The organism is Leuconostoc mesenteroides subsp. mesenteroides (genome assembly GCA_009676745.1).
Lineage (GTDB): Bacteria > Bacillota > Bacilli > Lactobacillales > Lactobacillaceae > Leuconostoc > Leuconostoc koreense.
Genome location: CP046062.1, coordinates 262,324 through 287,066 on the forward strand (window position 1 = coordinate 262,324; position 24,743 = coordinate 287,066).

At 38.3% G+C, this 24,743-nt stretch carries 27 protein-coding genes; 2 read left to right on the forward strand and 25 right to left on the reverse strand.

Annotated features, from left to right (window positions below; all coding sequences use genetic code 11):
* Window positions 1-3: 3 nt before the first annotated feature.
* The 3 genes from GJV51_01240 to GJV51_01250 form a co-directional block, all read right to left on the reverse strand.
* The gene (locus tag GJV51_01240) at window positions 4-894 is read right to left on the reverse strand and encodes a prenyltransferase (protein ID QGM24695.1); all 891 of its coding nucleotides are present in this window, start codon (window positions 892-894) and stop codon (window positions 4-6) included.
* Between the two features lie 97 nt (window positions 895-991).
* The gene (locus tag GJV51_01245; GenBank protein QGM24696.1) at window positions 992-1,630 is read right to left on the reverse strand and encodes a DUF421 domain-containing protein; all 639 of its coding nucleotides are present in this window, start codon (window positions 1,628-1,630) and stop codon (window positions 992-994) included.
* Window positions 1,627-2,070, reverse strand: a complete 444-nt coding sequence (locus tag GJV51_01250) for a DUF3290 family protein (GenBank protein ID QGM24697.1) — start codon at window positions 2,068-2,070, stop codon at window positions 1,627-1,629. The genes GJV51_01245 and GJV51_01250 overlap by 4 nt, the downstream gene beginning before the upstream one ends.
* Window positions 2,071-2,202: 132 nt before the next feature.
* Here GJV51_01250 and GJV51_01255 point away from each other — a divergent pair, with 132 nt between their 5' ends.
* Window positions 2,203-3,540, forward strand: coding sequence for an aminopeptidase (locus GJV51_01255; GenBank protein QGM24698.1), 1,338 nt, complete (start codon window positions 2,203-2,205; stop codon window positions 3,538-3,540).
* 130 nt (window positions 3,541-3,670) lie between these two features.
* On the opposite strand, the gene groL is transcribed toward GJV51_01255, so the two are convergent.
* The 9 genes from groL to GJV51_01300 all read right to left on the reverse strand — a co-directional run bounded on the left by groL (window position 3,671) and on the right by GJV51_01300 (window position 11,734).
* Complete coding sequence (gene groL, locus GJV51_01260) at window positions 3,671-5,290, reverse strand: chaperonin GroEL (GenBank protein ID QGM24699.1); 1,620 nt, start codon at window positions 5,288-5,290, stop codon at window positions 3,671-3,673.
* 28 nt (window positions 5,291-5,318) lie between these two features.
* Window positions 5,319-5,603, reverse strand: a complete 285-nt coding sequence (locus GJV51_01265) for a co-chaperone GroES (protein ID QGM24700.1) — start codon at window positions 5,601-5,603, stop codon at window positions 5,319-5,321.
* Between the two features lie 122 nt (window positions 5,604-5,725).
* Complete coding sequence (locus GJV51_01270) at window positions 5,726-6,559, reverse strand: DUF2179 domain-containing protein (protein QGM24701.1); 834 nt, start codon at window positions 6,557-6,559, stop codon at window positions 5,726-5,728.
* A gap of 27 nt (window positions 6,560-6,586) precedes the next feature.
* On the reverse strand, window positions 6,587-6,946 hold the full coding sequence (locus tag GJV51_01275; GenBank protein QGM24702.1) for a DUF956 family protein: 360 nt from the start codon (window positions 6,944-6,946) through the stop codon (window positions 6,587-6,589).
* A gap of 77 nt (window positions 6,947-7,023) precedes the next feature.
* Window positions 7,024-7,938, reverse strand: coding sequence for a PTS mannose family transporter subunit IID (locus tag GJV51_01280; GenBank protein ID QGM24703.1), 915 nt, complete (start codon window positions 7,936-7,938; stop codon window positions 7,024-7,026).
* A 14-nt stretch (window positions 7,939-7,952) separates the two neighbouring features.
* Complete coding sequence (locus GJV51_01285) at window positions 7,953-8,759, reverse strand: mannose/fructose/sorbose family PTS transporter subunit IIC (protein ID QGM24704.1); 807 nt, start codon at window positions 8,757-8,759, stop codon at window positions 7,953-7,955.
* Between the two features lie 39 nt (window positions 8,760-8,798).
* Window positions 8,799-9,743, reverse strand: coding sequence for a PTS mannose transporter subunit IIAB (gene manX / locus GJV51_01290; GenBank protein QGM24705.1), 945 nt, complete (start codon window positions 9,741-9,743; stop codon window positions 8,799-8,801).
* 253 nt (window positions 9,744-9,996) lie between these two features.
* Entirely contained in the window at window positions 9,997-10,956 is a 960-nt protein-coding gene (locus tag GJV51_01295; protein ID QGM24706.1) for a mannose-6-phosphate isomerase, read from the reverse strand.
* 34 nt (window positions 10,957-10,990) lie between these two features.
* A complete protein-coding gene (locus GJV51_01300; GenBank protein ID QGM24707.1) occupies window positions 10,991-11,734 on the reverse strand; it encodes an NADPH-dependent oxidoreductase in 744 nt (247 codons plus the stop codon).
* A gap of 92 nt (window positions 11,735-11,826) precedes the next feature.
* Here GJV51_01300 and GJV51_01305 point away from each other — a divergent pair, with 92 nt between their 5' ends.
* Window positions 11,827-12,309, forward strand: a complete 483-nt coding sequence (locus GJV51_01305) for a hypothetical protein (GenBank protein QGM24708.1) — start codon at window positions 11,827-11,829, stop codon at window positions 12,307-12,309.
* A 9-nt stretch (window positions 12,310-12,318) separates the two neighbouring features.
* On the opposite strand, the gene GJV51_01310 is transcribed toward GJV51_01305, so the two are convergent.
* From GJV51_01310 to prfA, 13 genes are all read right to left on the reverse strand, one after another.
* Window positions 12,319-13,137, reverse strand: coding sequence for an HAD-IIB family hydrolase (locus GJV51_01310; protein ID QGM24709.1), 819 nt, complete (start codon window positions 13,135-13,137; stop codon window positions 12,319-12,321).
* 66 nt (window positions 13,138-13,203) lie between these two features.
* On the reverse strand, window positions 13,204-14,241 hold the full coding sequence (locus tag GJV51_01315) for a peptidoglycan bridge formation glycyltransferase FemA/FemB family protein (GenBank protein ID QGM24710.1): 1,038 nt from the start codon (window positions 14,239-14,241) through the stop codon (window positions 13,204-13,206).
* A gap of 6 nt (window positions 14,242-14,247) precedes the next feature.
* Window positions 14,248-14,898, reverse strand: a complete 651-nt coding sequence (locus GJV51_01320; GenBank protein ID QGM24711.1) for a redox-sensing transcriptional repressor Rex — start codon at window positions 14,896-14,898, stop codon at window positions 14,248-14,250.
* A gap of 97 nt (window positions 14,899-14,995) precedes the next feature.
* On the reverse strand, window positions 14,996-16,012 hold the full coding sequence (gene tsaD, locus GJV51_01325; GenBank protein ID QGM24712.1) for a tRNA (adenosine(37)-N6)-threonylcarbamoyltransferase complex transferase subunit TsaD: 1,017 nt from the start codon (window positions 16,010-16,012) through the stop codon (window positions 14,996-14,998).
* Entirely contained in the window at window positions 16,005-16,415 is a 411-nt protein-coding gene (rimI, locus tag GJV51_01330) for a ribosomal-protein-alanine N-acetyltransferase (protein ID QGM24713.1), read from the reverse strand. Before rimI (GJV51_01330) ends, tsaD begins: the two co-directional genes overlap by 8 nt.
* On the reverse strand, window positions 16,393-16,950 hold the full coding sequence (rimI, locus tag GJV51_01335) for a ribosomal-protein-alanine N-acetyltransferase (protein ID QGM24714.1): 558 nt from the start codon (window positions 16,948-16,950) through the stop codon (window positions 16,393-16,395). Before rimI (GJV51_01335) ends, rimI (GJV51_01330) begins: the two co-directional genes overlap by 23 nt.
* Entirely contained in the window at window positions 16,934-17,644 is a 711-nt protein-coding gene (tsaB, locus tag GJV51_01340) for a tRNA (adenosine(37)-N6)-threonylcarbamoyltransferase complex dimerization subunit type 1 TsaB (protein ID QGM24715.1), read from the reverse strand. Before tsaB ends, rimI (GJV51_01335) begins: the two co-directional genes overlap by 17 nt.
* 114 nt (window positions 17,645-17,758) lie before the next feature.
* A complete protein-coding gene (gene ptsP / locus GJV51_01345) occupies window positions 17,759-19,474 on the reverse strand; it encodes a phosphoenolpyruvate--protein phosphotransferase (protein ID QGM24716.1) in 1,716 nt (571 codons plus the stop codon).
* A 1-nt stretch (window position 19,475) separates the two neighbouring features.
* Window positions 19,476-19,745 carry a phosphocarrier protein HPr gene (locus tag GJV51_01350; protein QGM24717.1) on the reverse strand — a complete coding sequence of 90 codons (270 nt, stop codon included), beginning with the start codon at window positions 19,743-19,745 and terminating at the stop codon, window positions 19,476-19,478.
* Between the two features lie 256 nt (window positions 19,746-20,001).
* Window positions 20,002-21,492, reverse strand: a complete 1,491-nt coding sequence (locus GJV51_01355; protein ID QGM24718.1) for a carboxypeptidase M32 — start codon at window positions 21,490-21,492, stop codon at window positions 20,002-20,004.
* A gap of 151 nt (window positions 21,493-21,643) precedes the next feature.
* Window positions 21,644-22,657 (reverse strand): threonylcarbamoyl-AMP synthase, encoded by a 1,014-nt coding sequence (locus tag GJV51_01360; protein QGM24719.1) that lies wholly within the window; start codon window positions 22,655-22,657, stop codon window positions 21,644-21,646.
* Window positions 22,654-23,646 (reverse strand): peptide chain release factor N(5)-glutamine methyltransferase, encoded by a 993-nt coding sequence (gene prmC / locus GJV51_01365; protein ID QGM24720.1) that lies wholly within the window; start codon window positions 23,644-23,646, stop codon window positions 22,654-22,656. Before prmC ends, GJV51_01360 begins: the two co-directional genes overlap by 4 nt.
* Complete coding sequence (prfA, locus tag GJV51_01370; protein QGM24721.1) at window positions 23,643-24,713, reverse strand: peptide chain release factor 1; 1,071 nt, start codon at window positions 24,711-24,713, stop codon at window positions 23,643-23,645. Before prfA ends, prmC begins: the two co-directional genes overlap by 4 nt.
* Between the last annotated feature and the right edge of the window lie 30 nt (window positions 24,714-24,743).

Here is a 24,743-nt window from a genome sequence, read left to right on the forward strand (position 1 = left end):
CAACTATAACCATAGGCCAACTAATAAAGTAACAAGCATCCCCATAAAAACGACAACTAAATTTTTAATGGCTAAAATAAATGTCTCTTTTTTGACAGGATGATTTACGAACATCCGAGCGTTATTGATAATAATTGGTAGTAACATTAACAAAGCATAAGAAGTTGCTGGCAGCCAGCCAATTAGTGTCACGAGTAAAATTTCAACAAAAGCTAAAATTGCCCAAAACACGTATATTTTTTTTGCGTTTTTAATACCTATATAGTGAACTAGCGTGTGACGATTATTTACTTGGTCCTCATCATAATCAGCAATATTATTAGCAAACATTATCTCTGCAATAAAAATAGTCAATGGTAAACTGACAATAAACCATTGAAACAGTACATTACCTGTCGGTACCATTCGTGTATTTACATATACTTGAGCTACGAAAATAAAGTAGCCCATTGTTATACCAGACACTATTTCACCAAATGGTGTATTTGTAATTGGTTTTGGTCCAGCAGAATAAAAATAACCAATTAAAAAACTAACAATACCAATAAGCCAAGTGATATAATCCGTTCGCAAAGCCACAATAACGCCTGCAACCATTGCAATCAATGCTAAAACCGCTGCAACATGCAATACTTGTTTATCAGTAATTACTTCAATATCATCAGATTCTCGCAAAAAAGAATTCTCTTTTTGACGTTTATTATCCTCATAACGATTGAAAGTATTGACAGCTAAATGTACCGTAACCGTTGCAATCATTAATAATAATGTATTCAACCAGTTCACACGTCCATATTGCCACTGGCTATATGCTAAGCCAACCAATAGCGGTGCAATACTCGGTACAACAACTCGAATTTCCACTAAGTCTAAAAACTGCTTATATGTCATCATTTTATAAATCCTCTGACACTTATTGTATCAGAAAACAAAAAACGACACTTCACTGTGTCGTTACAATACATGTTAAATTTTGAATGAGTGTGTTCAATCACTTAATTTCATACGGTGTTAAGCGAACTTTACTGTCAATATACTCACCAACGAATATATCATTAATACTTCCATAACCTTGTTTTTTCACAATATCAGTTAACCATGCTTCATCATGATCGATGACATCCAGTACATCCGTGTTGATCTGTCCATCAAAAATAATCGGATATTTCATATTCTCTTCACCAGCTAAAATCACTGTTAGTTGTCCATTGATTTCAAGCACAGCTCTTTTAACTTGAGACAAATCATAAACACTTTGTGATCGTAGTTTAAACATTAAATCACTCGCTGATAGTCCAGAAGACAGGACATTCTTAATGTTTACTTTCCCTTGTTCAATAACAACCTTAGGCTCACCATCAATTAATAGTTTAACGTAACGATTATGCTCTTTCAAAAACTTGAATGTCATGACTAACATTGTCCAAATAATCAATACAATCGTAAATTGAAAAACTGTGATGGTATCTGAGTAAATAACTGCGCCAATAATACCACCCAAAACATAATTTTGAACTTGATCTAATGCGTTTGTCGGTGCTAAATTACCCTTCCCCATAATATTAATTTGAATTATTAACGCCACCAACCCAATTGCCAGCTTAATTAATATGGGTAGATAAATACTCATTTGACCACCTTCACTTTCGAGTTAATTAGGTATGCACGTGTCAGGCTATAAGACTGTTGATCAGCACTAATTGTAAGCCGATAGAATTTTTTGTCCATTTTTACTAACATACCATCACTCACTGTTGTCGAATTAAAATACAGTTTATCTTTAGAAACACCTTGCGTTTGAGCAAACTTATTTACAAAGGCAGCCATTTGCGTCTTCTGATCGTCCTGCGATTTAGCTTGTTGATAATCTGTATATCGCGCACCAGCTAGGAATAAAAAAAGCAACAATGCTATAATGCTCAATTCACGATAACGCGTTTGCAAACGATTTCTAACTGAAGCCACCGCACCGACTGCCATCAAAACAAAAACAACAACCATTAAATATTTACCAATAGTGTCGTTTATATTTGTTTGTTTTATTAAATAATCAACGGAATAAAAGTTCATCTCAAAATACCTCGTTAATTATCATATCATATCTCTAAAAATCATTGAATTATTTTTGCATTGCTTGAAGCAACCATTAAAAAGCGATATATTGTTTATATTATAGTCATATAAATAAAAGGAGCCGCTATCTTGTCAACACAAATTACAAATCAACAAATTAAAGATTTTCGTACAGCAATAAACGATAAACACAACCATATTATTCGTCGCGCTGTTACTAAAAATGGTATTCACCGTGCAAGTTTTGACCAAGAGATTGTAAATAGTAACACACCAATATTCTCAATTGATTTAGACACTGGAAAAGTTGCTAACCAAAAGCAATCGGGACGTTGCTGGATGTTTGCTGCCTTAAACACAATGCGCCACGATATCAAAGATAGGTTTCACATTAGTGACGAATTTCAACTTTCCCAAAGCTACACACTATTCTGGGACAAGTTTGAAAAGGCCAATTATTTTTATGAAAATGTTCTTAAAACGGCGACTGAACCACTTGATTCACGTCGTGTTGCCTTCTTATTGAGCACGCCTCAACAAGATGGCGGACAGTGGGATATGATTGTCTCTATCATTGAAAAATACGGTTTGGTACCACAAAGTGTTTATCCTGAATCAAACGCTTCTTCTGCCACTGCAGAACTCAACAGGACACTCAATACGCTTCTAAGACACGATGCAACTGTACTGCGTGGATTAGTGGCCCAGCAAGCGTCAGAAGACAATATTTTTAATGTACGTAATGAAATGTTAGCTAACGTGTACCGCTTGTTATCACTAACTTTGGGTGAACCTCCTGTTCAATTTGACTTTGAATACCGAGATAAGTCGAATAATTTCCACGTTGAACGTCAATTAACACCTCAAGACTATTACCAAAAATTTGTTAATTGGGACTTAGATGAGTATATTTCTATCATCAACGCACCAACTGATGACAAACCATTTGATGCTACTTATAATGTCGACATGCTGGGTAATGTTATTGGTGGTCGTGACGTCAAGCACCTTAATGTGGATATCAATAAAATGAAGGCATTCGCCATCTCACAACTTAAAAATGGTCAAAGTGTTTGGTTTGGGGTAGATATGAGTCCTCAAGTTGATCGAGAGAATGGCCTTATGGCTAGCGGTATTTTTGCTTCTGATGACTTATTTCACGTTGACTCAACGATGACCAAAGCCCAACGCCTAGACTATGGCGAAAGCCTAATGACACACGCAATGGTCTTAACAGGTGTCGATTTAGATGAAAATGATCAACCAACAAAGTGGAAAGTTGAGAACTCTTGGGGTGAGAAAGTTGGCAAGAAAGGCTACTTTACAATGTCTGACGATTGGATGAGTGAATATGCTTATCAAATCGTTATTAAGAAGGAGTATCTCAGCTCAGAACTAGTTAATATTTATGATCATTCAAAGCCAATATTGTTAGCTCCATGGGATCCAATGGGTGCCTTAGCTTAGAAAAATACGATACTTTAATTTCAATATAATGCTAAAAATAGCCTAAAGTATATAGCCAAATTCTTTAAAAAAATACGAACAAAAAAGACCGATTTTGTAATAAATCGGTCTTTTAATTTTGATTACGATATTACATCATACCTGGCATACCACCTTGTGGCATAGCGGCTGGTGCGTCATCTTTTGGTTCTTCAGCAACGACAGCTTCTGTTGTCAATAGCAATGCTGAAACAGAGGCAGCATTTTGCAATGCTGAACGCGTTACCTTAGTAGGGTCCACAATACCAGCGGCAATCATGTCTACCCACTCATCAGTAGCAGCGTTATAACCAAATCCTTCTTTTTGTTCTTTCAACTTGTTAACAATCACTGATCCTTCTAAGCCAGCATTTTCAACAATTTGACGAACCGGTGCTTCCAATGCCTTAATAACAGTATTGATACCAGTTTGAACATCACCTTCTTCTGACAAAGCTGAAACAGCAGCAATAACATTAACCAAGGCTGTACCACCACCTGCAACGAAGCCTTCTTCGACCGCAGCACGCGTTGCATTCAATGCATCTTCAATGCGATACTTACGTTCTTTCAATTCAGTTTCTGTAGCTGCACCAACGTTAATAACAGCGACACCACCAGCTAACTTTGCAAGACGTTCTTGCAACTTTTCACGATCAAAATCAGAAGTTGTTTCAGCAATTTGTTGCTTAATTGTATCAACACGTGTTGCAACAGCAGCCTTATCACCAGAACCTTCAACAATAGTTGTATTGTCTTTAGTAATATTAACCTTTGAAGCCTGACCTAGTTGTTCAATCGTAACATCCTTCAAGTTCAAACCAAGATCTTCAGTAATTACTGTACCGCCAGTTAAGATAGCGATGTCTTCCAATTGTGCCTTACGACGGTCACCAAATCCAGGTGCTTTAACTGCAACAACGTTGAATGTACCACGCATCTTGTTCAAAACTAATGTTGGCAAAGCCTCGCCGGTAATATCATCAGCAATGATCAACAAGGCACGTCCTTGTTCAACAACACTTTGCAATACTGGCAAAATATCTTGAATATTACCAATTTTCTTATCAGTAATCAAAATATATGGATTATCTAGGTTAGCTTCCATTTTGTCGTTATCAGTCACCATGTATTGTGACATGTAACCACGATCAAATTGCATACCCTCAACAACATCCAGTGTCGTTTCGATACCCTTTGACTCTTCAATGGTAATCACACCATCATTACCAACTTTATCCATTGCTTCAGCAATCAATGCACCAACTTCTTCGTTGGCAGCTGAAATTGATGCGATTTGAGCAATTTCATCTTTCGTATTAACTGTGTGTGACATTTCATGCAGCTTGGCAACAGCTGCTGCAGTGGCCTTTTCAATACCTGTTCGGATGCCAACCGGATTAGCACCAGCCGTCACATTTTTCAAACCTTCACCAACAATAGCTTGCGTTAAAACAGTAGCAGTAGTTGTACCATCACCCGCAATATCATTCGTCTTTGAAGCAACTTCAGCAACAAGCTTGGCACCCATATTTTCAAAGTGGTCTTCTAATTCAATTGCTTTAGCAATTGTTACACCATCATTTGTAATGGTTGGTGCACCGTATGATTGTTCCAAAACAACATTACGACCTTTGGGTCCAATAGTTGTTTTAACTGTATCAGCTAACTTATCAACGCCAGCCTTCATTTTTGCGCGTGCGTCTTCTGAAAACTTTAATTCTTTAGCCATGATTTAAATATCTCCTTTGATTTGATAATTATTCGACAACTGCAACGATGTCTTTTTCGTGCAATGCTAAGTAATCTTGCCCTTCAAATGACACTTCTTGTCCTGCATACTTATCAAACAGGACTTCATCACCGACTTTAACTGTCAAATCACGGATTGCGCCATCATTCAAGACATAACCCGTTCCCGCAGCTACAACTTTACCAGTAACAGGCTTGTCTTTGGCATTACTTGCCAAAACAATCCCACCGACAGTTTCTTCTGCAGCTTCCGTTACTTCAATAATCACACGATCACCCAATGGCTTCAACATGGATTCATACCTCCGAGATTTTCTTTTTAGCACTCTTTAAACTCGAGTGCTAATTACAATTTTAAGTATATCACTATCATCGAAAATGTCAACAAAAAAGACGTGATCTAATCGTCACGTCTTCAAAGAAAAGTACCTCCATGTGCCTCAGAAATATCATAAGCAATAGTAAAGGCCTCTGGATCAACTTGGTGAATACCACGCAAAAAATGATTGTACTCGTGATTATCAAGTACGACCATCAGCATTTCACGACCATCTCCCATATAACCACCACGAACATCCATGATTGTAAAACCTTTTTCGCCATCAAGCAGATACTTTTTCAAATCATCAATGCTATCATTTGTCGTAATATAGACCATCTTACGACGATCTAAACCAGTTTCAATATAATTCATGACAACTGCAGTAATAACTAATGAAAAAAGAGCCAGAATGAGTGCTTCTAATCCTTGCGTTACCAAATTTCCTAATGAAACAACTGTATCTATTGCCAATAGGGATATAGCCGGCGGAATGCGAAAATATTTCTTAAAAATCATCGGTGGTACCGCTGTTCCACCACTAGAAGCATCAATACGATAAAGTAGTGCTACGCCAACAGCAAAAATACTACCACCAACAAGCACTGCAAAGGTTCGATCTTGTAAAATTTGAAAACTGGGAGTCACCTTCAATAAGATTGGCAAAACAATACTACCAAAAGCAATTCGCGCTGTGGTACCGCGATCCAAAAAAACAGCTGCCAAAATAATCATAATCAAATTAACAATCAACACAGTAGCTGCTCGATCAAAACCCACCAATTCGTTAATTAAAATAGCCAATCCAGTTGCGCCACCAGCAGCAACCTTAGCGGGTGCATAAAAAAAGTTAATGCTAACCGCTACGATTTCAAGGGCCATGACAATAACAATATAATGTAGTGCTCGATAATTTTTAAGTATTTTCATCTAATATCCTCATTTTGTGGCATTCATCTATTTATGCTTGAACCGTGATCGAATAGTATCCCATAAGGATGCAGTTCGTAATATCTTTTCGTTTCCTAGATGCCCACGCATCACTTTAAGTAAGGCACCCGACGATTTAGCAGAAAAATCTAAATCAATTTTATCTGTTTTAATTTTAAATCGGCGGCTGACTCGATTCCCTGTAACATGTACATAAACAGCGCTTATGTTTGTCCATGGAATTTGAATATAATCTTCAACGTTATTATCATTAAAGAACTCGAATGCCTGATCACCTACTAAAATCTTACCATATTTCGCCCCAATTCCTAGATAAGAAATACCTTGCGTTGTATATTCTGCTTTCGTGTTTAAAGATTGTACCATAAATATGTTCCCCTGTTTTTTCTATGTACCATTAAAAGTGCTTGCCAAGTTGACAAGCACTTTTAACAAGAATGCTATTACATTATCTTCAAAGCGTGCATTACAATACCAAAGATAAAGATACCAATAATCATAGTGATAGGTGACACCTTCTTTTTCAAAAGCCACATTGCTAAGAACGTTAGCAAGAGTCCCATTAATCCTGGAATCAAGCTATCCAAATTACTTTGCAGTGTATTTGGTGCTACCTTTGTTAATGATAAGCCAGAAGCTTGCTCACTTAAGATTCTTTGTAGTTCTGTACCATTGACGTTACCATTGGGAAACTTAATATAAGCACCCTCAGATAACTTTTTAGCAGGCAACTCAAGAATAAACTTAATAGATACCCAACGTTCAACCAAAACGGCTAAGATAAACATACCCAGAATAGAAGCACCTTTGGTGATATCTTTTAGCAATCCACCCGATAAATCTTGCGTAATTGCACTACCTGCCTTGTATCCGAATTCTTGTGTATACCAGATAAACGCCATACGGATAATGTTCCAAAGAACGAAGAACAAAATAGGTCCAAGAATATTACCACTCATTGCTAACGATGCACCAAGTGCACCAAGGATTGGACGAACAGTGAACCAGAAGACCGGATCACCAATTCCAGCCAACGGCCCCATCATTCCAATTTTAACTCCTTGAATAGCGGTATCATCAATAGCTGCACCATTGGCACGCTCTTCTTCTAAGGCCAAAGTAACACCCAGAATTGGTGAGGCAACATAGGGATGTGTATTAAAGAATTCCAAATGCCTCTGTAGCGCCGCTGAACGATCTTCTTTTGATTTATACAACTTTTTTATCGCTGGAATCATAGCATAAGCCCATCCAACGTTTTGCATACGTTCGTAGTTCCATGATCCTTGCAAGAATTGTGAACGCCAAGCAACTGACATACGATCTTTACGTGTTAATTCAAGTTTTTTTTCAGCCATCAGCTTGCCCCTTTCTAATACTTGTTCAAAATGTCGCCGACAGGATCGCCGCCACTATTTGAACCGCCGCCATTGTTGTTACCGCCCATCTTTGACAAGTTGATATAGATCAAAGCAAGTGCAAGACCAATTGCCCCTAAAGCAATCAATGTCAACTCACTGACAGCAGCAAGTGCAAAGCCAATAGCGAAGAATGGCCAGACTTCTCGAGTAGCCATCATGTTAATAACCAAAGCATAACCAACAGCAACAACCATACCACCACCAATGGTCATACCACCAGTTAACCATTCTGGCATAGCAGTCAGAGCAGACCTTACTGCTGAAGCTGGTACTGCTATCAATAATGCAGCCGGAATAGCTATACGCAGTCCTTGCAACACTAAAGCAAATAAGTGCAATCGCTCTATTGTATTTATTTTACCTTCCTTAGCAGCTGCATCGGCACCATGGGTTAATCCAACGGCAACAGTACGCACAAGCATTGTTAAGAACAAACCAGCAACAGCCAAAGGAATCGCTGAAGCTACGGCCACTGAGATTCCTGTATTAGAGAAATCACCACCTTTAACCATAATGATTGAGGAAGCTACTGAAGCCAAAGCCACATCAGGGGCAACGGCTGCACCAATGTTTGCCCAACCTAAGGCGATCATTTGCAATGTACCACCTAGAATAATTCCTGCTGTAAGATGACCAGTTACTAACCCAATCAGCGTAGCTGACACTAGCGGTTGATGAATTTGAAATTCATCCAAAATACCTTCCATACCTGCAAAGAAGGCAATAATTACGACTAAAACTATCGCAATAACAGACATATTAGACACCTTTCTTAATTAAACATTTTTCATGTCAAATTATTTAACATTCGCTTTCTTAATTAACTCAAACAAGTTAGCCTTACTATCATTAGGAACTTTTCGAACATCGAATTCAACACCTAAATCACGTAACTTTTCAAAAGCGGCCACATCATTTCTATCCATAGACAAAACTTTGTTGACCATTGTTTTTCCTTCTGAATGTGCCATTGAGCCAACATTCAATGACTTAATCGGCACACCACCTTCTACGGCAGTCAAGACATCTTCGACCGTTTCAAACAGTAGGAATGCATCAACGCCACCAAATCGATCATCTTTAGCCACTTCAATCATTTTACTGATTGGTACAATGTTTGCGCGTACATTGTTAGGCGCAGCTTGTTGTATCAAACTCTTACGTAATTCATCCTTAGCCACTGCATCTGAAACAACAATAATACGATTTGCTTTTGAATCAGGTGTCCACGCTGTGGCGACTTGACCGTGAAGCAAACGTGTGTCTAAACGAGCGAGCTTAATATTGATATGCCCTTCTTTTAAGCCAACAGTATTTTCGGAAGTTTTGGCTTCCGTTTCTTCTTTGGCTTCTGGAACTGATTTCACACCATCTTTAGCAACGGGAACTAAATATGTAGCTAATCCAGCAGCTGTATCGTGGCTCAAGCGGCCAGCATAAGCTTCAATCAGCATTGGCAAATTCAGTCCTGCAACGATAGCCATCTTTTCTGGATTTTGCTTTTGAATTAAACTAGCGCGGTTAAATGGTGAGCCTCCCCACAAGTCAACCAAAAATAGGATTTGGTCATCATTACTAAACCTCGCCAATGCCTCCTGGTAATGTTTATCTAAATCATCTGGACCTTCATTAGGCAAAAATGTCACAACTTCAACATTTTCTTGCTCACCGAAAATCATTGAGCCTGACATCAATATGCCTTTAGCAAAGTCTCCATGACTGGCAATAATTAGATTAACCATCCGGTTATCTCCTTCTCATTAAAATACTTACTATATGATTATAACGGAACAACACATTTTTGTAAACGCTTTCACTTGAGTTTTTTGTTACCGTTTACATAATTAATTATAATCCTAGTTTACAAAAAAGTACAAGTTTTCACTTTTTCTTACACACTTTGTATTTTCCTTTCATAAAAAAGTTTTCAAAAAGATAAATTATTAATGAAAACAAATGAAACTTCTGCTTAACACCTGGCAACGTTTTCTAAACTCACCTTACAAGCATGTCCATGTTTGTTGTTTCAGGTGTGACAAAACTGCGTATGATTGTCATATCGCCATCTAATCGATACTTTTTTGCATCACTCAATACTATAAAACTATTCCCTTTTTTGATTGGATCGGCATCAATAAAACCTGACCCTTCAATGACTGTAAACAATTCATAATCGTGCGTTTTTTTAAACAACGACGGACCACGAACCAACAACTTATCTATGGTAAATTTGGTTGCTACAACCAAACGTTCAATAACTGTTTGGTCAATAATCGTCGTATCTTGAATTAAAATAGGATCTACATGAGGTACGGTAGTAACCGCTAAAGCTTCTTCAATTTGAAGCGGACGCTTTTCTTTAGTACCGGCATCGATTCGATCAAAATCGTAAAATCGATAAGTTGTGTCAGAACTCTGTTGTATCTCCAAAGCAATAATGCCAGCCCCTAATGCGTGAAACGTACCAGAAGCGACATAAAAGAAATCACCTTTTTGTACTGGAATCGTACGTAATAACTTGTGCCAATCTTTTTGATCAACCATCTTTTTTAGTTCATCTTGTGTTTTCGCATGATGACCATAATATATTTTAGAACCTGGCTTTGCATCTAAAATATACCAACTCTCTGTTTTACCAAACTTTTCATGAGACTGCTCATCATTCGGATGAACCTGAATCGACAAATTTTCATGGGCATCCAAAATTTTTACTAATAGTGGAAATGCTTCGTCATGTCCATGACCACCAAACAACTCCGGATGATTTTGCCAAACTTGCTTTAATCCCTGACCCGCTAATTGCCCGTTAATTATAGTAGACTGTCCATTGTTATGGGCAGCAACTATCCAAGCCTCTCCAGTATGATTATTCGGTATTTTATAACCAAAGGTTTTTAGAGCACTTCCGCCCCACATCTTTTCATGCAACTCTGCTTGTAAATGTAATATCGTCATAATGTAATCGCTTTCATTTTTCTTCAAAAAAATTTTATTTTAAGTTAAATCCTTTATCTTTAGCATACTGCGTCAATAGTGGCGTTGTTTTTTGGTTACGAGTCAACATTCGAGCATTATTTTCTGTCCAAGAACGTTCAATGCCTCGATTTGCATAATATTCAACCATCACTTCATTATACACGGTAACTGCCTCTTCTAGCTGTGCTTGATTATAGCGATCTTTCATCAAAAAACCATTTTCATCAAGTTTTGGCTTAATACCCGGATTATCCGCCGGGTGACCAATTGAAAAGCCCATCACCGCTTTCACATAACGTGGCAAATTGAGATGCTCTTCGTAAATTTCAAAGGCTCCTAATGCGCCGGCCATAGTTACACTACCCAACCCCAACGATTCAGCCGCAACTTGAGCACGCCCGAGGGCAATTCCTGCACTCACGATGCCACCTTCAAGTAACGCATAACTTTGTATATTCTCTTCTGCCTGACGACGCTGCTCATCGTTTAATCCTATTAAGTCTTTATTATAATCAACTGTTATAACAAAATATCTTGCCGCAGTTTCAATATATTTCATACCTACCTTAGTAGTAATATCGGCTTTTATATCTTGTGATGTGATTTCTATAAAGGTTACTGGTTGATAATTATTCATATTAGGCCCAGCAGTTGCAGCATGAATAATTTCTGAAACTTGTTGATCAGAAACTATTTCATCTGTAAAAGAACGTATGGACATATGTTGATTAAGCACATCTAAAGTCGGGTTAGACATAGTACAATCCTTTCATGAAACCAAATAATATTCATAACTAGATAGTACCATAAAATTATGATAAAATAATAAAATATTAATTGGAGAAATTTATGCAATTCGGGAAGTTTCGATTAGGATTACGTACGTTAAAGACTGCTTTAGCCGTTATGCTCATCATTACATCATTTTATTTTTTTAATCGGCCGCCTTTTGTTGCCTGTTTGGCAGCGGTTTTTGCACTGCGAGAAAGTTGGGATAAAACGCTCAACTTTGCCAAAGTACGGTTGATTTCTAACACAGTTGGTGGTGCTTTTGCACTATTTTATTTTATCGTTCATCAACAAGCACACCAAGCTGCCTGGGTTTCCATGATTCTTTTACCGTTACTCGTCATTGTTGTGATTGTTTTATTAGATGGCTTCAACTACAATAGTGGTGTTATTGGAGCAATGGCTGCCTTATTAATGATTTCATTAAATATTCCAGCCGGTGCAACTATAGTTTATGTCATTGATCGTATCATTGATACTTTCATCGGTGTAGTTATAGCCATCATGATTAACCGATTCTGGTCACCAAAAAAAGCGACGTAAGCCGCTTTTTTAAATACCTAAATATTGCTCAATTGTCTTCAAAACGCCATCGTTTGTATTCACATCGACGGCTTTTTTAGTAACTCTTTGTTGCATAAATGGCTCCGCATTAGGCATCACGAACCCATTTTCATATTTAGTCAGCATTTCTAAATCATTGCCATTATCGCCAAACACCATTACTTCACTATCTAAAACATTATAGTAATCTTGCAAAACTTGTAGTCCAGTTGCTTTATCAACACCTTTTCCTAAAACATCAACAGATCCGAATCCGGACCCAGTTGCATGTAATTCATTGCCAAAAATATTTCTCAGCGCTGACACATGCTGATGCACTTCATTATTTGGCCACACAAAAGTAATACCCAAAATGCGATCGTCAACTTGCATTAACTTTTCGACTTGCTTAACATTGGGATAAAATTGAAAAACCATTTCTGCAACTTGACCAGTAGCGTGATTAGACACATATGTTCCTTTGTCACCTGTCATGATGATGATGTTTTCCGCTGACTCCGGATTTTTAGCATTCCAGTCAATGACTTTTGCTAATTGATTAGCTGACAAATGTACCGAATACAGCTGTTGTTCAAATGTCGATACAACTGCACCATTGGAACCAACAAAATCTATTTCAAAGCCATTATTAATTGTTGGGGCAAACAATTGTTGTAGATTTTTAACTTGGCGCCCTGAAGCTGCAACAAAGCGCATATCGCGTGCCTTCATGACTGATAAAACACGCTCAAATCGATCTTGACTATATACATCATTTGCTGTTAAAAACGTACCATCCATGTCCGACGCAATTAATTTAATTGACATTACTTGTCTCCTACTCGTAAATACTATCTTTCAATTGTACCAAAAAAGCGCTGTTAAGCGCTAATTTCATTTAAATTGTTTAAGATATTCTTGATAACCAGATTCATCAATTACCCAATCTAATTCGCCAATATACTCAGCATTAGGATCATGGTAAGCAAATGCATGCTTGAATATGTACAACCCATCTGAATCATCAAATTCACCAACACCACCAAAATCGTATTCAACTTTGCCTAGTTCAAGGCCCCATTTCAGCATTTCGTATTGGATAGCAGCAGGACCATTATGCTTTCCAAATTCACGATATGAACCAGCGTACATGTACCAAATTTCATCGCCATAAGAGAATCCAAGGCCACTGGCAATGACTTGACCTTCGTAATGCGCTAGATAAACACGAAATAATCCCGTACCCGCCCATAATTTTTGCATGCGTAAAAAATAGTCGATTGGTCGATGGGTAATGCCATGGTTCTTCGCCATCGACACATATGTATCAAACATTGCGCGAATGTCTTCTTCGCTGTCACCACTTGTCACAGTGACCCCATCACGAAAAGCACGCCGAATGCCATTTCTGGTTTTTGGCTTAAAATGAAGCATTAATTCCTCTTCATTTGTAATGGGCTTAGCTCCTTCACCGCGCCCATCATAGTACAAAACAATATTCTTACGTGGTTGAATATTGCCATGCATTTGCTTAACTTGTTTATTTCTTGTTTTAAATCCAGCATCAATATACTTTTGGTTTAACGCATCAGAATATGGCACCTCAGGATCCATACGTACTAAAAATACATTATCTGGTAAAGCTGCCAATGCTTCATCAATCATTGACTTCATCAAATCAATATCCCCAATATCTGCTACTGGCCCTCGGCCAACGTATGCTAATAGCTTCCCAGGTACTGCTTCGACGGTCAAAACAGACATGGCGGCATCAATTTTTCCGTCAGTTTCATGGTAAACATAAATGTGTCCCCAGTTAGATTTCAGCTCTCCCCACAATGGATCTTGTGTCACTTGCCCACGAGGATTTTCACGAACGAATTGCTGATAATCAGTTACTTTTTTGGAATCATCTAAATTTAAAATAGTCATGTGAAATTATAATCCTGTCGTAATCGAACCGTAGTTTTCGATGAAATAAACCAACGTCTGTAATTCATTTGTTAAGTCGACGTTTTGCACACGAACACCTGTTGGAACAGTCACACGTACTGGTGTAAAGTTCAAAATACCTTTGACACCCGTTTCAACTAACTGATTGGTAATTTCTTGTGCGACACCTTGTGGAACCGTCAAAATAGCAATATTGATACGTTGTGCTGTTATTTGCTCTTGTAACTCTTCCATTGAATAAATTGGTACACCTGACAAAATTGTGCCTGTGCGCTTTTCGTCTGCATCAAATGCTGCTGCAATACGCATATTTGATGATTGATGGAAGTTGAAGTTTAACAAAGCTTGTCCAAGATTACCAGCACCAATTAATGCCACATTAATCAAGCTGTCTTGGTCCAATACATTGGCGAAAAAATCTAAAAGCGCCTTAACATCATAACCATAGCCACGCTTACCTAGCGCACCAAAATATGAAAAATCTCGACGGATAGTTGCTGCATCGAACTTAATAGCTTCACTCAATTCTGATGAAGATATTCGTTCCTTGCCAGCATCATGTAAAAATGTTAGATAACGAAAATATATAGGTAGCCGCTTAGCAGTTGCACGCGGTATTTTAGGTTGTTGGGTCATAATTATCTCCATTAATTAAACTTGTGAACTTTTGCATAACTAGTATACCATATATAAAAAGGTTTTAGCAAAAGATAGTGATGTTTTCACAATGATATCAGGATTGTAACAATTCAAAATCTAATCCCGGATCCGTATTTAAATCTAAATCAGCAAAAATATTTTTCTTGTAGTTCCAATAACCAGCAGCACCAATCATTGCCGCATTATCCCCTGTATACTGAATTGGAACAGGTATAAATTCTGTTTTTGGAAAATCGTTCAATAGTATGGTCAATTCTTCACGTAATTGAGAGTTTGCGGCAACACCGCCGGCTAATACAAAGCTTTTAACGGGAAAGTTTTCTAGCGCTCGTTTCGTTCGACCAATTAACGCATCCACAACAGCATTTTGAAAGCTTGTCGCCAAATCATCTTGGTTGATTGTCTCTTCTTTTTGGTTGGCGTGATGCACATAATTAATTACTGCACTCTTCAAACCAGAAAAACTAAAATCATAGTTATCTTCATGTGCCATGGCAGTTGGAAATTTAATGGTTGGTTGACCTTTATGAGCCATTTCATCAATTGTTTTCCCAGCAGGATACGGCAAATTTAATAGACGCCCAACTTTATCAAAGCTTTCTCCAGCTGCATCATCACGTGTTTCACCAATGACTTCAAATTGGTTTTCTTCACGCATCAATACTAATTCAGTATGCCCACCAGAGACCATTAATGCCATCGCTGGATACTTAATCGGCTTGTTAAAATTTGCTGCCGCAATATGACCTGCTAAATGGTTAACTGGAATGACCGGCAAACCATGCGCCAGAGCAAATGTTTTCGCCCCCATTAAACCAACTAATAAAGAACCGACTAGTCCCGGTCCATATGTTACGGCAACCGCATCAAGCGCTTTTGGATCCACATGAGCCGTATTTAAAGCATCATCTAGTACTCGGGTAATCCATTCAATATGATGTCTGCTGGCTACTTCAGGCACAATGCCGCCAAAGCGTTGATGTGAATTGATTTGGGTAGCTACACTGTTGCTTAGAACAATGTGACCATCTTCAACAATAGCGACGCTTGTTTCATCCGCACTTGATTCAAAGGAAATTATTTTAGTCAATTTTTTTCTCCATCATAATTGCATCATCACCATTTCTATAATACTTTTCGCGACGATAATACTCCGTAAATCCTAGCTTTCTATATAGTGCTTGAGCGGCACCATTTTGAGCTGATACTTCAAGCAAAAATCGCGTAACGTGTTTCATATTAAAAATGTGTTTAAAAATATTCTGTGCTACACCTTTTTTTTGATAGTCAGGATGCACTGCAACACTAACAATTTCAGCTTCATCAAGTATTGTTGTAACACCAACAAAACCGCCATCCCCGATGAAATAAGTTGTCCTGGGACTAGCTAAATCATGTTCAAAAACACTTTTAGGCCAAGGGGATGATCCAAAAGCAGCATCGGCTATATGCCATATCAGGTCAATATCTTCAGTTGTTGCTCGTCGAATCATCAAAGTGTAGTGCCATCGATACCGCATCTTCACGATTATCGAGGTAATATCCTTTCTTAATACCTGTTCGCTTATAGCCTAGTCGCTCATATAATGCCAACGCGCCCTGGTTAGACACTCTAGCCTCCAAAGTCATTGATAACACACCTGTTTTTTTTGTAAACGATTTTAGTTCTTGCATGAGTATCGTACCTAAGCCGCTATTTTGCCACACTGGTAATACAGCTATGTTGGTAATATGCATATCATGAATGTCAGTACGTAAAGCAGCACCAGCAAAACCAACAATTTGTCCACGTCGTTCAATGACTAAATATAATCGAACATGAGGTCGTGACAGTTCACTCACAAAATCACGTAAAAGCCACGGTGCTGAACCATTATAAACTGCTTCCTCAATTTTTATTAGCATATCGATATCTGACATCGTAGCTCGCCTTAATAAAAATGTGATTCCTTGCACGTCAATAACTTTTTCGGTATATTTTGGCAAACTATTTAATAAATGCTTTGATTTTCTAAACTTCAAAAACATAGTTTTCTGGTTTATCCTCACCAGGATGAGCAGCAATCCAGTTGAGCTCTGCTTGTGTTTTGCGTAGATAATTTGGATTAAAATCTTGAATATTCTTTGTAGGTGTTTTTTGCAACCCGAGTGCTACAATACCCACTCCATCTGGTAAACTCTCTTCTGGCAACAAGATTTTTGCGCGTTCACCAAAAATTTCGTGCATTTCATCACTAAATTCCGACGTATCTCCCAAAAAAGTAACTGATTCGTCCCTTGTTTCCAAAAAAGTAAATAAATTTGTGATTGGCTGATGGGATTCAGTAAATATACTCTGACCATTTTGATATACACCAGCAAAAACATTTCTATTACGGGCATTGAATAATGGTACTACTAGTCCGTCAGTTTTAACTTGTTCTGCTAAAATTGCTAAGCTGGAGACACCACATAATTCGGCACCCAAAGTATCGGCTAACATTTTTGCTACTGTGACACCAATTCTTAATCCCGTAAACGATCCTGGGCCTTGGGCCACAACAATACGATCGATATCTTGCAGTGCCCAGTTTTCAGAGGCTACGATATCTCGAATAGCTGGCAGCAACTGAATCGAATGATTCCGTGCGACATTAGTAGTAAAAACGTTTTTTACGCTATTATTTTCTGCCAAACTCACTGTTAGTGGTTGGTTACTTGTATCAAATGCTAAAATCTTCATAAGTTTAATTTTATCACAAATAATAAAACTTGAATGAGAATTGTTATATTTATTTAGTAGTTGTAAAAATGATTATATACACACAAAAAAGCGCCAACGGCGCTTTTTATACTATTACTTTGTTGCTTCCTTAACTAACGCAATTACTTCGTCATTTGTTTCAACGTCTAATGCCTTTTCAGCCAATACTTTCATATCAACTGTATTGAGCTTTTTCATCAAGGAACGAGTTTGCAAAACTGATGGCGCACTCATTGAAAATTCATCTAATCCCATACCCACCAATAGTGGTACCGCTACGGGATCACCTGCCATCTCACCACACATTGCGACAAACTTGCCTTCTTTGTGCGCAGCTGAAATTACAGTATTAATTAATCGTAAAATAGAAGGATTATATGGCTGATACAAATACGCCACACGATCATTGCCACGATCCGCAGCCATTGTATAAGCAATCAAATCATTCGTACCAATGGAGAAGAAGTCAACTTCTTTGGCAAATTTATCGGCTAAAATTGCTGCAGCTGGAATTTCTATCATAATGCCCAACTTAATCTTACCCATAGCCACGCCCGCTTTTTCAAGCTTTTCACGTTCTTCAAGGTAAATCTTTTTAGCAGCACGGAACTCGCTTAGTGTTGCAATCATTGGGAACATAATCCATAAGTTGCCAAACGCAGACGCCCGTATTAATGCACGTAATTGTGTGCGAAAAATATCAGTCTGATCCAATGAAATACGAATAGCACGGTAACCTAAGAATGGATTTTCTTCTTCAGGTAATTTCCAATAATCAAGATGCTTGTCGCCACCAATGTCCATCGTACGAACTGTAACGGGCTTGTCACCCATTTGTTCAACAACAGCTCTGTAAGCTTCAAACTGTTCATCTTCAGTTGGTAAATGATCAGACTCCATGTACAAGAATTCTGTTCGATACAAACCAACACCTTCAGAACCATTGTCTAAAACTGCTTGCATATCTTTTGGTGCACCAATATTAGCGCCAACGATAAATTCTTTACCATCAGCAGATACTGACTTTTCATCCTTCAACTTAGCCCACTCTGCACGTTGTGCAGAATAATCAGATGCCTTTTTTTGATAAGCAGCAAGTGTGTCAGCATCAGGATTAATAATTACATCACCTGTTAAACCATCAACGATAACCAAGTCGCCACTAGAAACTTCAGCTGTTGCTTGTTCAGAACCAACTACTGCTGGAATTTCCAAGGTCCGTGCCATAATTGAGGCATGAGCCGTCCGACCACCAAGATCAGTTAAAATACCCTTTACGAACTGACGATCAAGTTGCGCCGTATCAGAAGGCGTTAAATCCTTTGATACAAGAATTACTTCTTCATCAATCAATGCTGGATTAGGCAAAGAAATATTCAATAAGTGAGACAAAATGCGCTTCGTTACGTCACGAATATCTGCAGCACGTTCTTGCATATATTCATTATCCGTCATCGCATCAAACATACTGATATACATGTCTGTGACTTCTTTAACAGCTTGTTCAGCGTTAACTTTGTCATCTTCTATTTTCTGTTGAATTGCACCAGACATTTCTGGATCAGCCAAAACCATTAGGTGTGCTTCGAATACTTCAGCCTCTGCAGCACCTAAACTTTCGGTTGCCTTTGCCTTTATCAATTTAACATCATCACTAGAAGCCTTCAAAGCATCGTCGACACGTGCTTGTTCAGCCGCCACATTTGTTATTGTTGTCTTCTCAAAAGACAAATCTGGATCAACTAACAAGTAGGCTTTAGCAATTGCTACGCCGTTACTTGCCGCGATTCCTTTGAAGTTTTTCGTCATTTTATTCTGCTAGTCCTTCTGTAGCCATTGCTTCAGCAATTGTTGTCATAGCTGCTTCTTCATCAGCACCCTCAGTCTTGATAGTAACATCGGCGCCTTGACCAACACCCAATGACATTACACCCATGATTGACTTCAAGTTAACATCCTTACCTTGATATGACAAAGTAACATCTGAAGCGAACTTTGAAGCTGCTTGTACTAACAAAGTTGCTGGACGTGCGTGAATACCTGTTTCTGCGATAATATGAAAGTCTTTTGATTGTGCCATGTTTAAAATTCTCCTTTGTGCTGTTAATCAGCTTCTGAATATAGTTTATCAAAGCGCTTACAAAATATCAAGTAAAATATTGCACAAACGACTGTTATATCAAGCACTAAAGCAAAAAACGCCTATTTAACGGCTTTCTTGATGAAAACGTTTACATTTGTTTTTTGTGCCCTTTTCTGAAAAATAGACCGTCCGTACTTGAAACAACTGATGTACACAATAAAAAGCGTTAAACATCATCTGTTCAACGCTTTTCTTAATCAAAATTTTCATACAAACTATTAACAAAGTCTAACCAGTACTGTGGGTTTAACGGTTCTCCTGTCGCATCTTCCAATACTTTATTAGGGTCTACAGCGCCACCATATCGCCAAATATGCTCCTTACGCCATTCAAAAATTGGTGAATAATCTCCCGATTCAAAGATAGCTTTAAAATCTAAGGTTTTTGTCATGGTTGCTCTAAATTGAGCTGCATATAAATGACCAAGTGCGTAACTTGGGAAGTATCCAAACGATCCACCTGCCCAGTGAATGTCCTGTAATATACCAGTCAAATCATCTGGTACTTCTAAACCAAGATACTCTTTATATTTCTTATTCCATAGGGCTGGCAGATCACTTATATCAACATTATCGTTAAAAATTGCCTTTTCAATTTCATAACGAATAATGATGTGCAGAGGATAAGTTAACGGATCCGCTTCCGTACGAATCAGTGTGGCTTCAGTTTTTAACCATGCTTGATAAAATTGATCGAAGTCAATGTCATCAAATGTCGGTGCCACAGCTGCTTGTAACTTTGGATATTCGACTGCCCAGAATTCTTTTGATCTTCCAATCATCACTTCATTAAACAATGACTGTGATTCGTGAATACTCATACTAATCGGCAAAACGGAACTTACGTCATCGTACTTAGAATCAACATTTTGTTCAAAAAGTCCATGACCTGCCTCGTGGAGAATACCTAGAACTGCCATTTGAAAATTATTTTCATCCCAACGTGTGGTGATACGAGCATCATCACGATTTAAAGCTTCCATAAATGGGTGAATCGTATCATCTAGCCGACCTTTATCTATGTTATAACCCAATCTTTGTGCAGCCGCCATAGCATATTTACTTTGCTGTAACTTAGTAACCTTACGACTTAGAAATTCATCACTGGGCATCGAATCACTAGCTGACAATTTGTGACGTAATGTTGTGATGCCATGCTTAACTTGATCGAATACTGCATCCAATTTTTCGACAGTCAGTCCCGGTTCATATTGATTTAATAAAACATCGTATGGTGTTTTTTCATTTTTTTGCCATAGTGGAATGAACTGCTTCAAATAGCTAATAATTCGTTCCAAATATGGCTGATACACTTTGTAATCGTTAGCCTCACGCGCTCTTGCCCAAAAATCTTGCGCTTCCGAAAGTGTTTTCTGAAAAGCGATAAAATCTTGTTCAGGAATATTACCTGTCATATCAAAATCTCTACGTGCCTTTTGAAGGACAATATGACCCAGATCATCTAATGATGAATCATCAGCTTCTAAATCTTCTAATATGTTTTTTCGAGCGGTTCCTGTTGAAACTTGAAATAGCTTTTCGGCCAGATAAGCGTCCATCTCTGCTCGAAAATGTCCTGCATCCTTTGGCATTCCAGTCAAAGCATCCCAACCTGAAAGTGCAGCTATTTGTGTCAAAATAGTCTGCTCTTTAACTGAATCAAATAAATCATGTTGTGTCGTCATACATAGCTCCTATTAGAATATTTTTATTTAATCATTATTTTATCATTTCATTTGAAGAAATGTGTCATCATTAATCATTATTTAGAAAACTGTCTTAATTAAAAACAAAAAAAAGAACTATACCTGTTAACAGATTTAGTTCCCACTATTTTTAGTTTTGAAATTCCTGATTCCCAGCTGCTTTGCCTAAACGGTTATTAAAGGCTTTACCAATACCAACCGGTGCCATCTTTTGAACATAAATCGTGTTTATCTGACGATCATCATCATAGAAACGTAATCCAGCAAATAATTGTTCAGTAGCAGTCTCTAAAGTGCTTCCTAATGACCACGCTTGACGATTCGTTAATGCCATTTTTTCAATCATATCATCTTGAGCCATTACAACATCATTTAAACTAAGTACTTGCTTCAAGTCTAAGGCATCTAATTCGTCAAACATCACAACATTTTTATCTGGCGCATAGTGACGATATTTCATGCCCGGTGCCTTGGGTGTTACATTGCTCGCAACAGATTCTGTACTAGTTGCATCAATGACCTTCATTTGTAAGATTTCTTCAAGCTGTGGTTGAATCACTGCGCCTGGTCGTAAAATAATCGGTGTCGTTGTCGACATATCGATAACTGTCGACTCAACACCTACTTGCGTTGGCCCATCATCAACAATACCGGCAATTTTATTTTGCATATCATGCCACACATGCTGTGCTGTTGTCGGAGATGGCTTTCCTGATGTATTTGCACTTGGCCCAACAATCGGTACACCAGCAGCGCGAATTAGTCTACGTGTCGCGTCGTTAGCAGGTAAGCGAAAGGCGACTGTTTGTAATCCACCAGTCACCAGCATAGATACCTTCCCTGGTTTGATAGGTAGGATAATAGTTAATGAACCTGGCCAAAAATGGTCCATCAATCGCCTAGCTTGAACAGAAATAGTTACAAATTCATCCAATTGTGTCGCGTCTGCTACGGTCATAATCAAAGGATTATCTGCAGGTCGTCCTTTAGCGACAAACACTTTTTTAACTGCTGATTCATTCGTTGCATCAGCTCCCAGTCCGTAAACTGTTTCTGTTGGAAAAGCAACTAATTCGCCGTGTTGGATCAGTTGACTAGCTTCTTCAATATCATTTTTAGTGGTTTCAAAAAGTTTTGTTTTCATTTTTCTACTCGAATCATGCGATCAAGACCGGAAAAATCTTGTCGCAAAGTTATCTTAGCTTTGGGCAATGCTGCCTGTAGTAATTGCTTTACTGCCTTCCCTTGCTTATAACCTATTTCAAAATACGCACGGCCATGTTCAGTTAAATGTGCATCTAATCCACGCGCAATCGTTTCGTAAATTGCTAAACCATCATTTTCAGCAAATAAAGCCGTGTGTGGTTCGAAGGTTAACACACTATCATCCATCTCATCTTTATCACTATTAGAAATATATGGTGGATTACTAACAATAAGGTCAAATTTCAATCCATTCAATGCGCTAAACACATCACTTTCAACGAAATGTAAATGTGATAAATTAAAACGTTGCGCATTCATTTCAGCTATCGTTAAAGCATCCTGAGAAATATCTGCCGCAAATCCTTTCACCCGGTCATTCTCAAGCATTAATGTTTCGATAATGGCTCCACTACCAGTCCCAATATCTAATACAGAAACTGGATGTTTAGCACGACCAGCATCTTTCAAAATCCATTCAACCAGTTGTTCGGTTTCTGGCCGTGGAATCAATACACGTTCATCTACCATAAATTCGCGTCCATAAAATGGTGCATGACCTAAAATATATTGTGGTGGCCTATTTTTAACTAATTCTGCTACCCAACTAGGCCAAAGTGCGGTCAAAGCCGCCGGCATTTGTCGTGACATATTTGCGCGTAGCATACCATAATTTACATTCAGTGCCCCACTAAGAAGAAAATCAATATTATCCTTAGCCTCGTCTGCTGACATACCAACACTAATTAGCTCTGCAAGGGCCCATTTTTTGGCCTCAAGTAATGAAATTTTCACTGTGGCTGGGTTAACTGGTTTTTTGATGTCGTCCCATTCAAACCGCTTTGGTGTATTTAATTTATTCGACAGTACTTTTGAATCTGATTGAGATTTTTTAAACTGATCTGGCGTCTCAAAATGCTTACCCGTCATTTGTTTAGTTCCGCCAACTTTGCTGTTTGATCAGCAATAACCAACGCATCGATTACTTCGCTAAGTTCTCCGTTCATAATACGGTCCAGCTTATTAAGTGTTAAACCAATACGGTGATCTGTTACACGATTTTGCGGATAATTGTAGGTTCTGATTCGTTCCGAACGATCACCAGTTCCAACTGCTGATTTACGTTGTGCTGCATACTCAGATTCATTTTGTTGTGCATAAAAATCATAAACACGACTGGCTAACAGCTTACGTGCTTTATCACGGTTTTTAATTTGCGTTCGCTCTTCTTGCATTTTAACCATAATACCAGTTGGCTTGTGAATTAAACGAACCGCTGTTGACACCTTATTGACGTTCTGTCCGCCCGCACCACCTGAACGGAAAAATTCTTCTTCCAAATCTGATTCATTCAATTCAAAGTCAATTTCTTCAAACTCTGGCATAACACCAACTGTAGCTGTTGATGTATGGACACGACCTTGCGTTTCGGTGGCTGGCACGCGCTGTACACGATGAGCACCAGATTCGAATTTGAGCTTAGAATAAACATTGTCACCAGTAATCATGACTGCCACTTCTTTGTAACCGCCCACCTCAGTGGTGCTTTCATCAATAATGCTCAAAGACCAATTTTGACGTTCTGCATAACGTCGATACATATCCAACAAATCCGCAGCAAACAATGATGACTCATCTCCACCAGCTGCGCCACGTATTTCCATAATAATGTTTTTATCATCATTTGGATCCTTAGGTAGCATCAATATTTTTAACTGTTCTTCTAGTTGTTCTTTTTCAGGTTTTAAGGCGTTAAGGTCTTCCTTAGCCAAAGGTGCCATTTCAGCATCGCCCAACAGCTCCTCTGCATCCTGAATATCTTGAATAACTTGTTTGTAGCGGGTGTAAACTTCAACTGTTTGACGTATTTCGCCTGCTTCTTTTGACAGCTTCATATACTGTTGACCACTATTCATGACTTCCGGATCAGCCAACTGTTCATTGAGCTCATCATAGTGATCTATAACGGTTTGTAGTGATTGAAATATAGGATCCATTTTACTCTCCAATAATTGTTTTTAGTGGTA

Excerpts from the sequence above, each read along its gene's own strand:
- GJV51_01240 (QGM24695.1), bottom strand. The coding sequence starts at position 894 with ATGATGACATATAAGCAGTTTTTAGACTTAGTGGAAATTCGAGTTGTT.
- GJV51_01245 (QGM24696.1), bottom strand. The coding sequence starts at position 1,630 with ATGAGTATTTATCTACCCATATTAATTAAGCTGGCAATTGGGTTGGTG.
- GJV51_01250 (QGM24697.1), bottom strand. The coding sequence starts at position 2,070 with ATGAACTTTTATTCCGTTGATTATTTAATAAAACAAACAAATATAAAC.
- groL (QGM24699.1), bottom strand. The coding sequence starts at position 5,290 with ATGGCTAAAGAATTAAAGTTTTCAGAAGACGCACGCGCAAAAATGAAG.
- GJV51_01265 (QGM24700.1), bottom strand. The coding sequence starts at position 5,603 with ATGTTGAAGCCATTGGGTGATCGTGTGATTATTGAAGTAACGGAAGCT.
- GJV51_01270 (QGM24701.1), bottom strand. The coding sequence starts at position 6,559 with ATGAAAATACTTAAAAATTATCGAGCACTACATTATATTGTTATTGTC.
- GJV51_01275 (QGM24702.1), bottom strand. The coding sequence starts at position 6,946 with ATGGTACAATCTTTAAACACGAAAGCAGAATATACAACGCAAGGTATT.
- GJV51_01280 (QGM24703.1), bottom strand. The coding sequence starts at position 7,938 with ATGGCTGAAAAAAAACTTGAATTAACACGTAAAGATCGTATGTCAGTT.
- GJV51_01285 (QGM24704.1), bottom strand. The coding sequence starts at position 8,759 with ATGTCTGTTATTGCGATAGTTTTAGTCGTAATTATTGCCTTCTTTGCA.
- manX (QGM24705.1), bottom strand. The coding sequence starts at position 9,743 with ATGGTTAATCTAATTATTGCCAGTCATGGAGACTTTGCTAAAGGCATA.
- GJV51_01295 (QGM24706.1), bottom strand. The coding sequence starts at position 10,956 with ATGACGATATTACATTTACAAGCAGAGTTGCATGAAAAGATGTGGGGC.
- GJV51_01300 (QGM24707.1), bottom strand. The coding sequence starts at position 11,734 with ATGTCTAACCCGACTTTAGATGTGCTTAATCAACATATGTCCATACGT.
- GJV51_01305 (QGM24708.1), top strand. The coding sequence starts at position 11,827 with ATGCAATTCGGGAAGTTTCGATTAGGATTACGTACGTTAAAGACTGCT.
- GJV51_01310 (QGM24709.1), bottom strand. The coding sequence starts at position 13,137 with ATGTCAATTAAATTAATTGCGTCGGACATGGATGGTACGTTTTTAACA.
- GJV51_01315 (QGM24710.1), bottom strand. The coding sequence starts at position 14,241 with ATGACTATTTTAAATTTAGATGATTCCAAAAAAGTAACTGATTATCAG.
- GJV51_01320 (QGM24711.1), bottom strand. The coding sequence starts at position 14,898 with ATGACCCAACAACCTAAAATACCGCGTGCAACTGCTAAGCGGCTACCT.
- rimI (QGM24713.1), bottom strand. The coding sequence starts at position 16,415 with ATGATTCGACGAGCAACAACTGAAGATATTGACCTGATATGGCATATA.
- rimI (QGM24714.1), bottom strand. The coding sequence starts at position 16,950 with ATGTTTTTGAAGTTTAGAAAATCAAAGCATTTATTAAATAGTTTGCCA.
- tsaB (QGM24715.1), bottom strand. The coding sequence starts at position 17,644 with ATGAAGATTTTAGCATTTGATACAAGTAACCAACCACTAACAGTGAGT.
- ptsP (QGM24716.1), bottom strand. The coding sequence starts at position 19,474 with ATGACGAAAAACTTCAAAGGAATCGCGGCAAGTAACGGCGTAGCAATT.
- GJV51_01350 (QGM24717.1), bottom strand. The coding sequence starts at position 19,745 with ATGGCACAATCAAAAGACTTTCATATTATCGCAGAAACAGGTATTCAC.
- GJV51_01355 (QGM24718.1), bottom strand. The coding sequence starts at position 21,492 with ATGACGACACAACATGATTTATTTGATTCAGTTAAAGAGCAGACTATT.
- GJV51_01360 (QGM24719.1), bottom strand. The coding sequence starts at position 22,657 with ATGAAAACAAAACTTTTTGAAACCACTAAAAATGATATTGAAGAAGCT.
- prmC (QGM24720.1), bottom strand. The coding sequence starts at position 23,646 with ATGACGGGTAAGCATTTTGAGACGCCAGATCAGTTTAAAAAATCTCAA.
- prfA (QGM24721.1), bottom strand. The coding sequence starts at position 24,713 with ATGGATCCTATATTTCAATCACTACAAACCGTTATAGATCACTATGAT.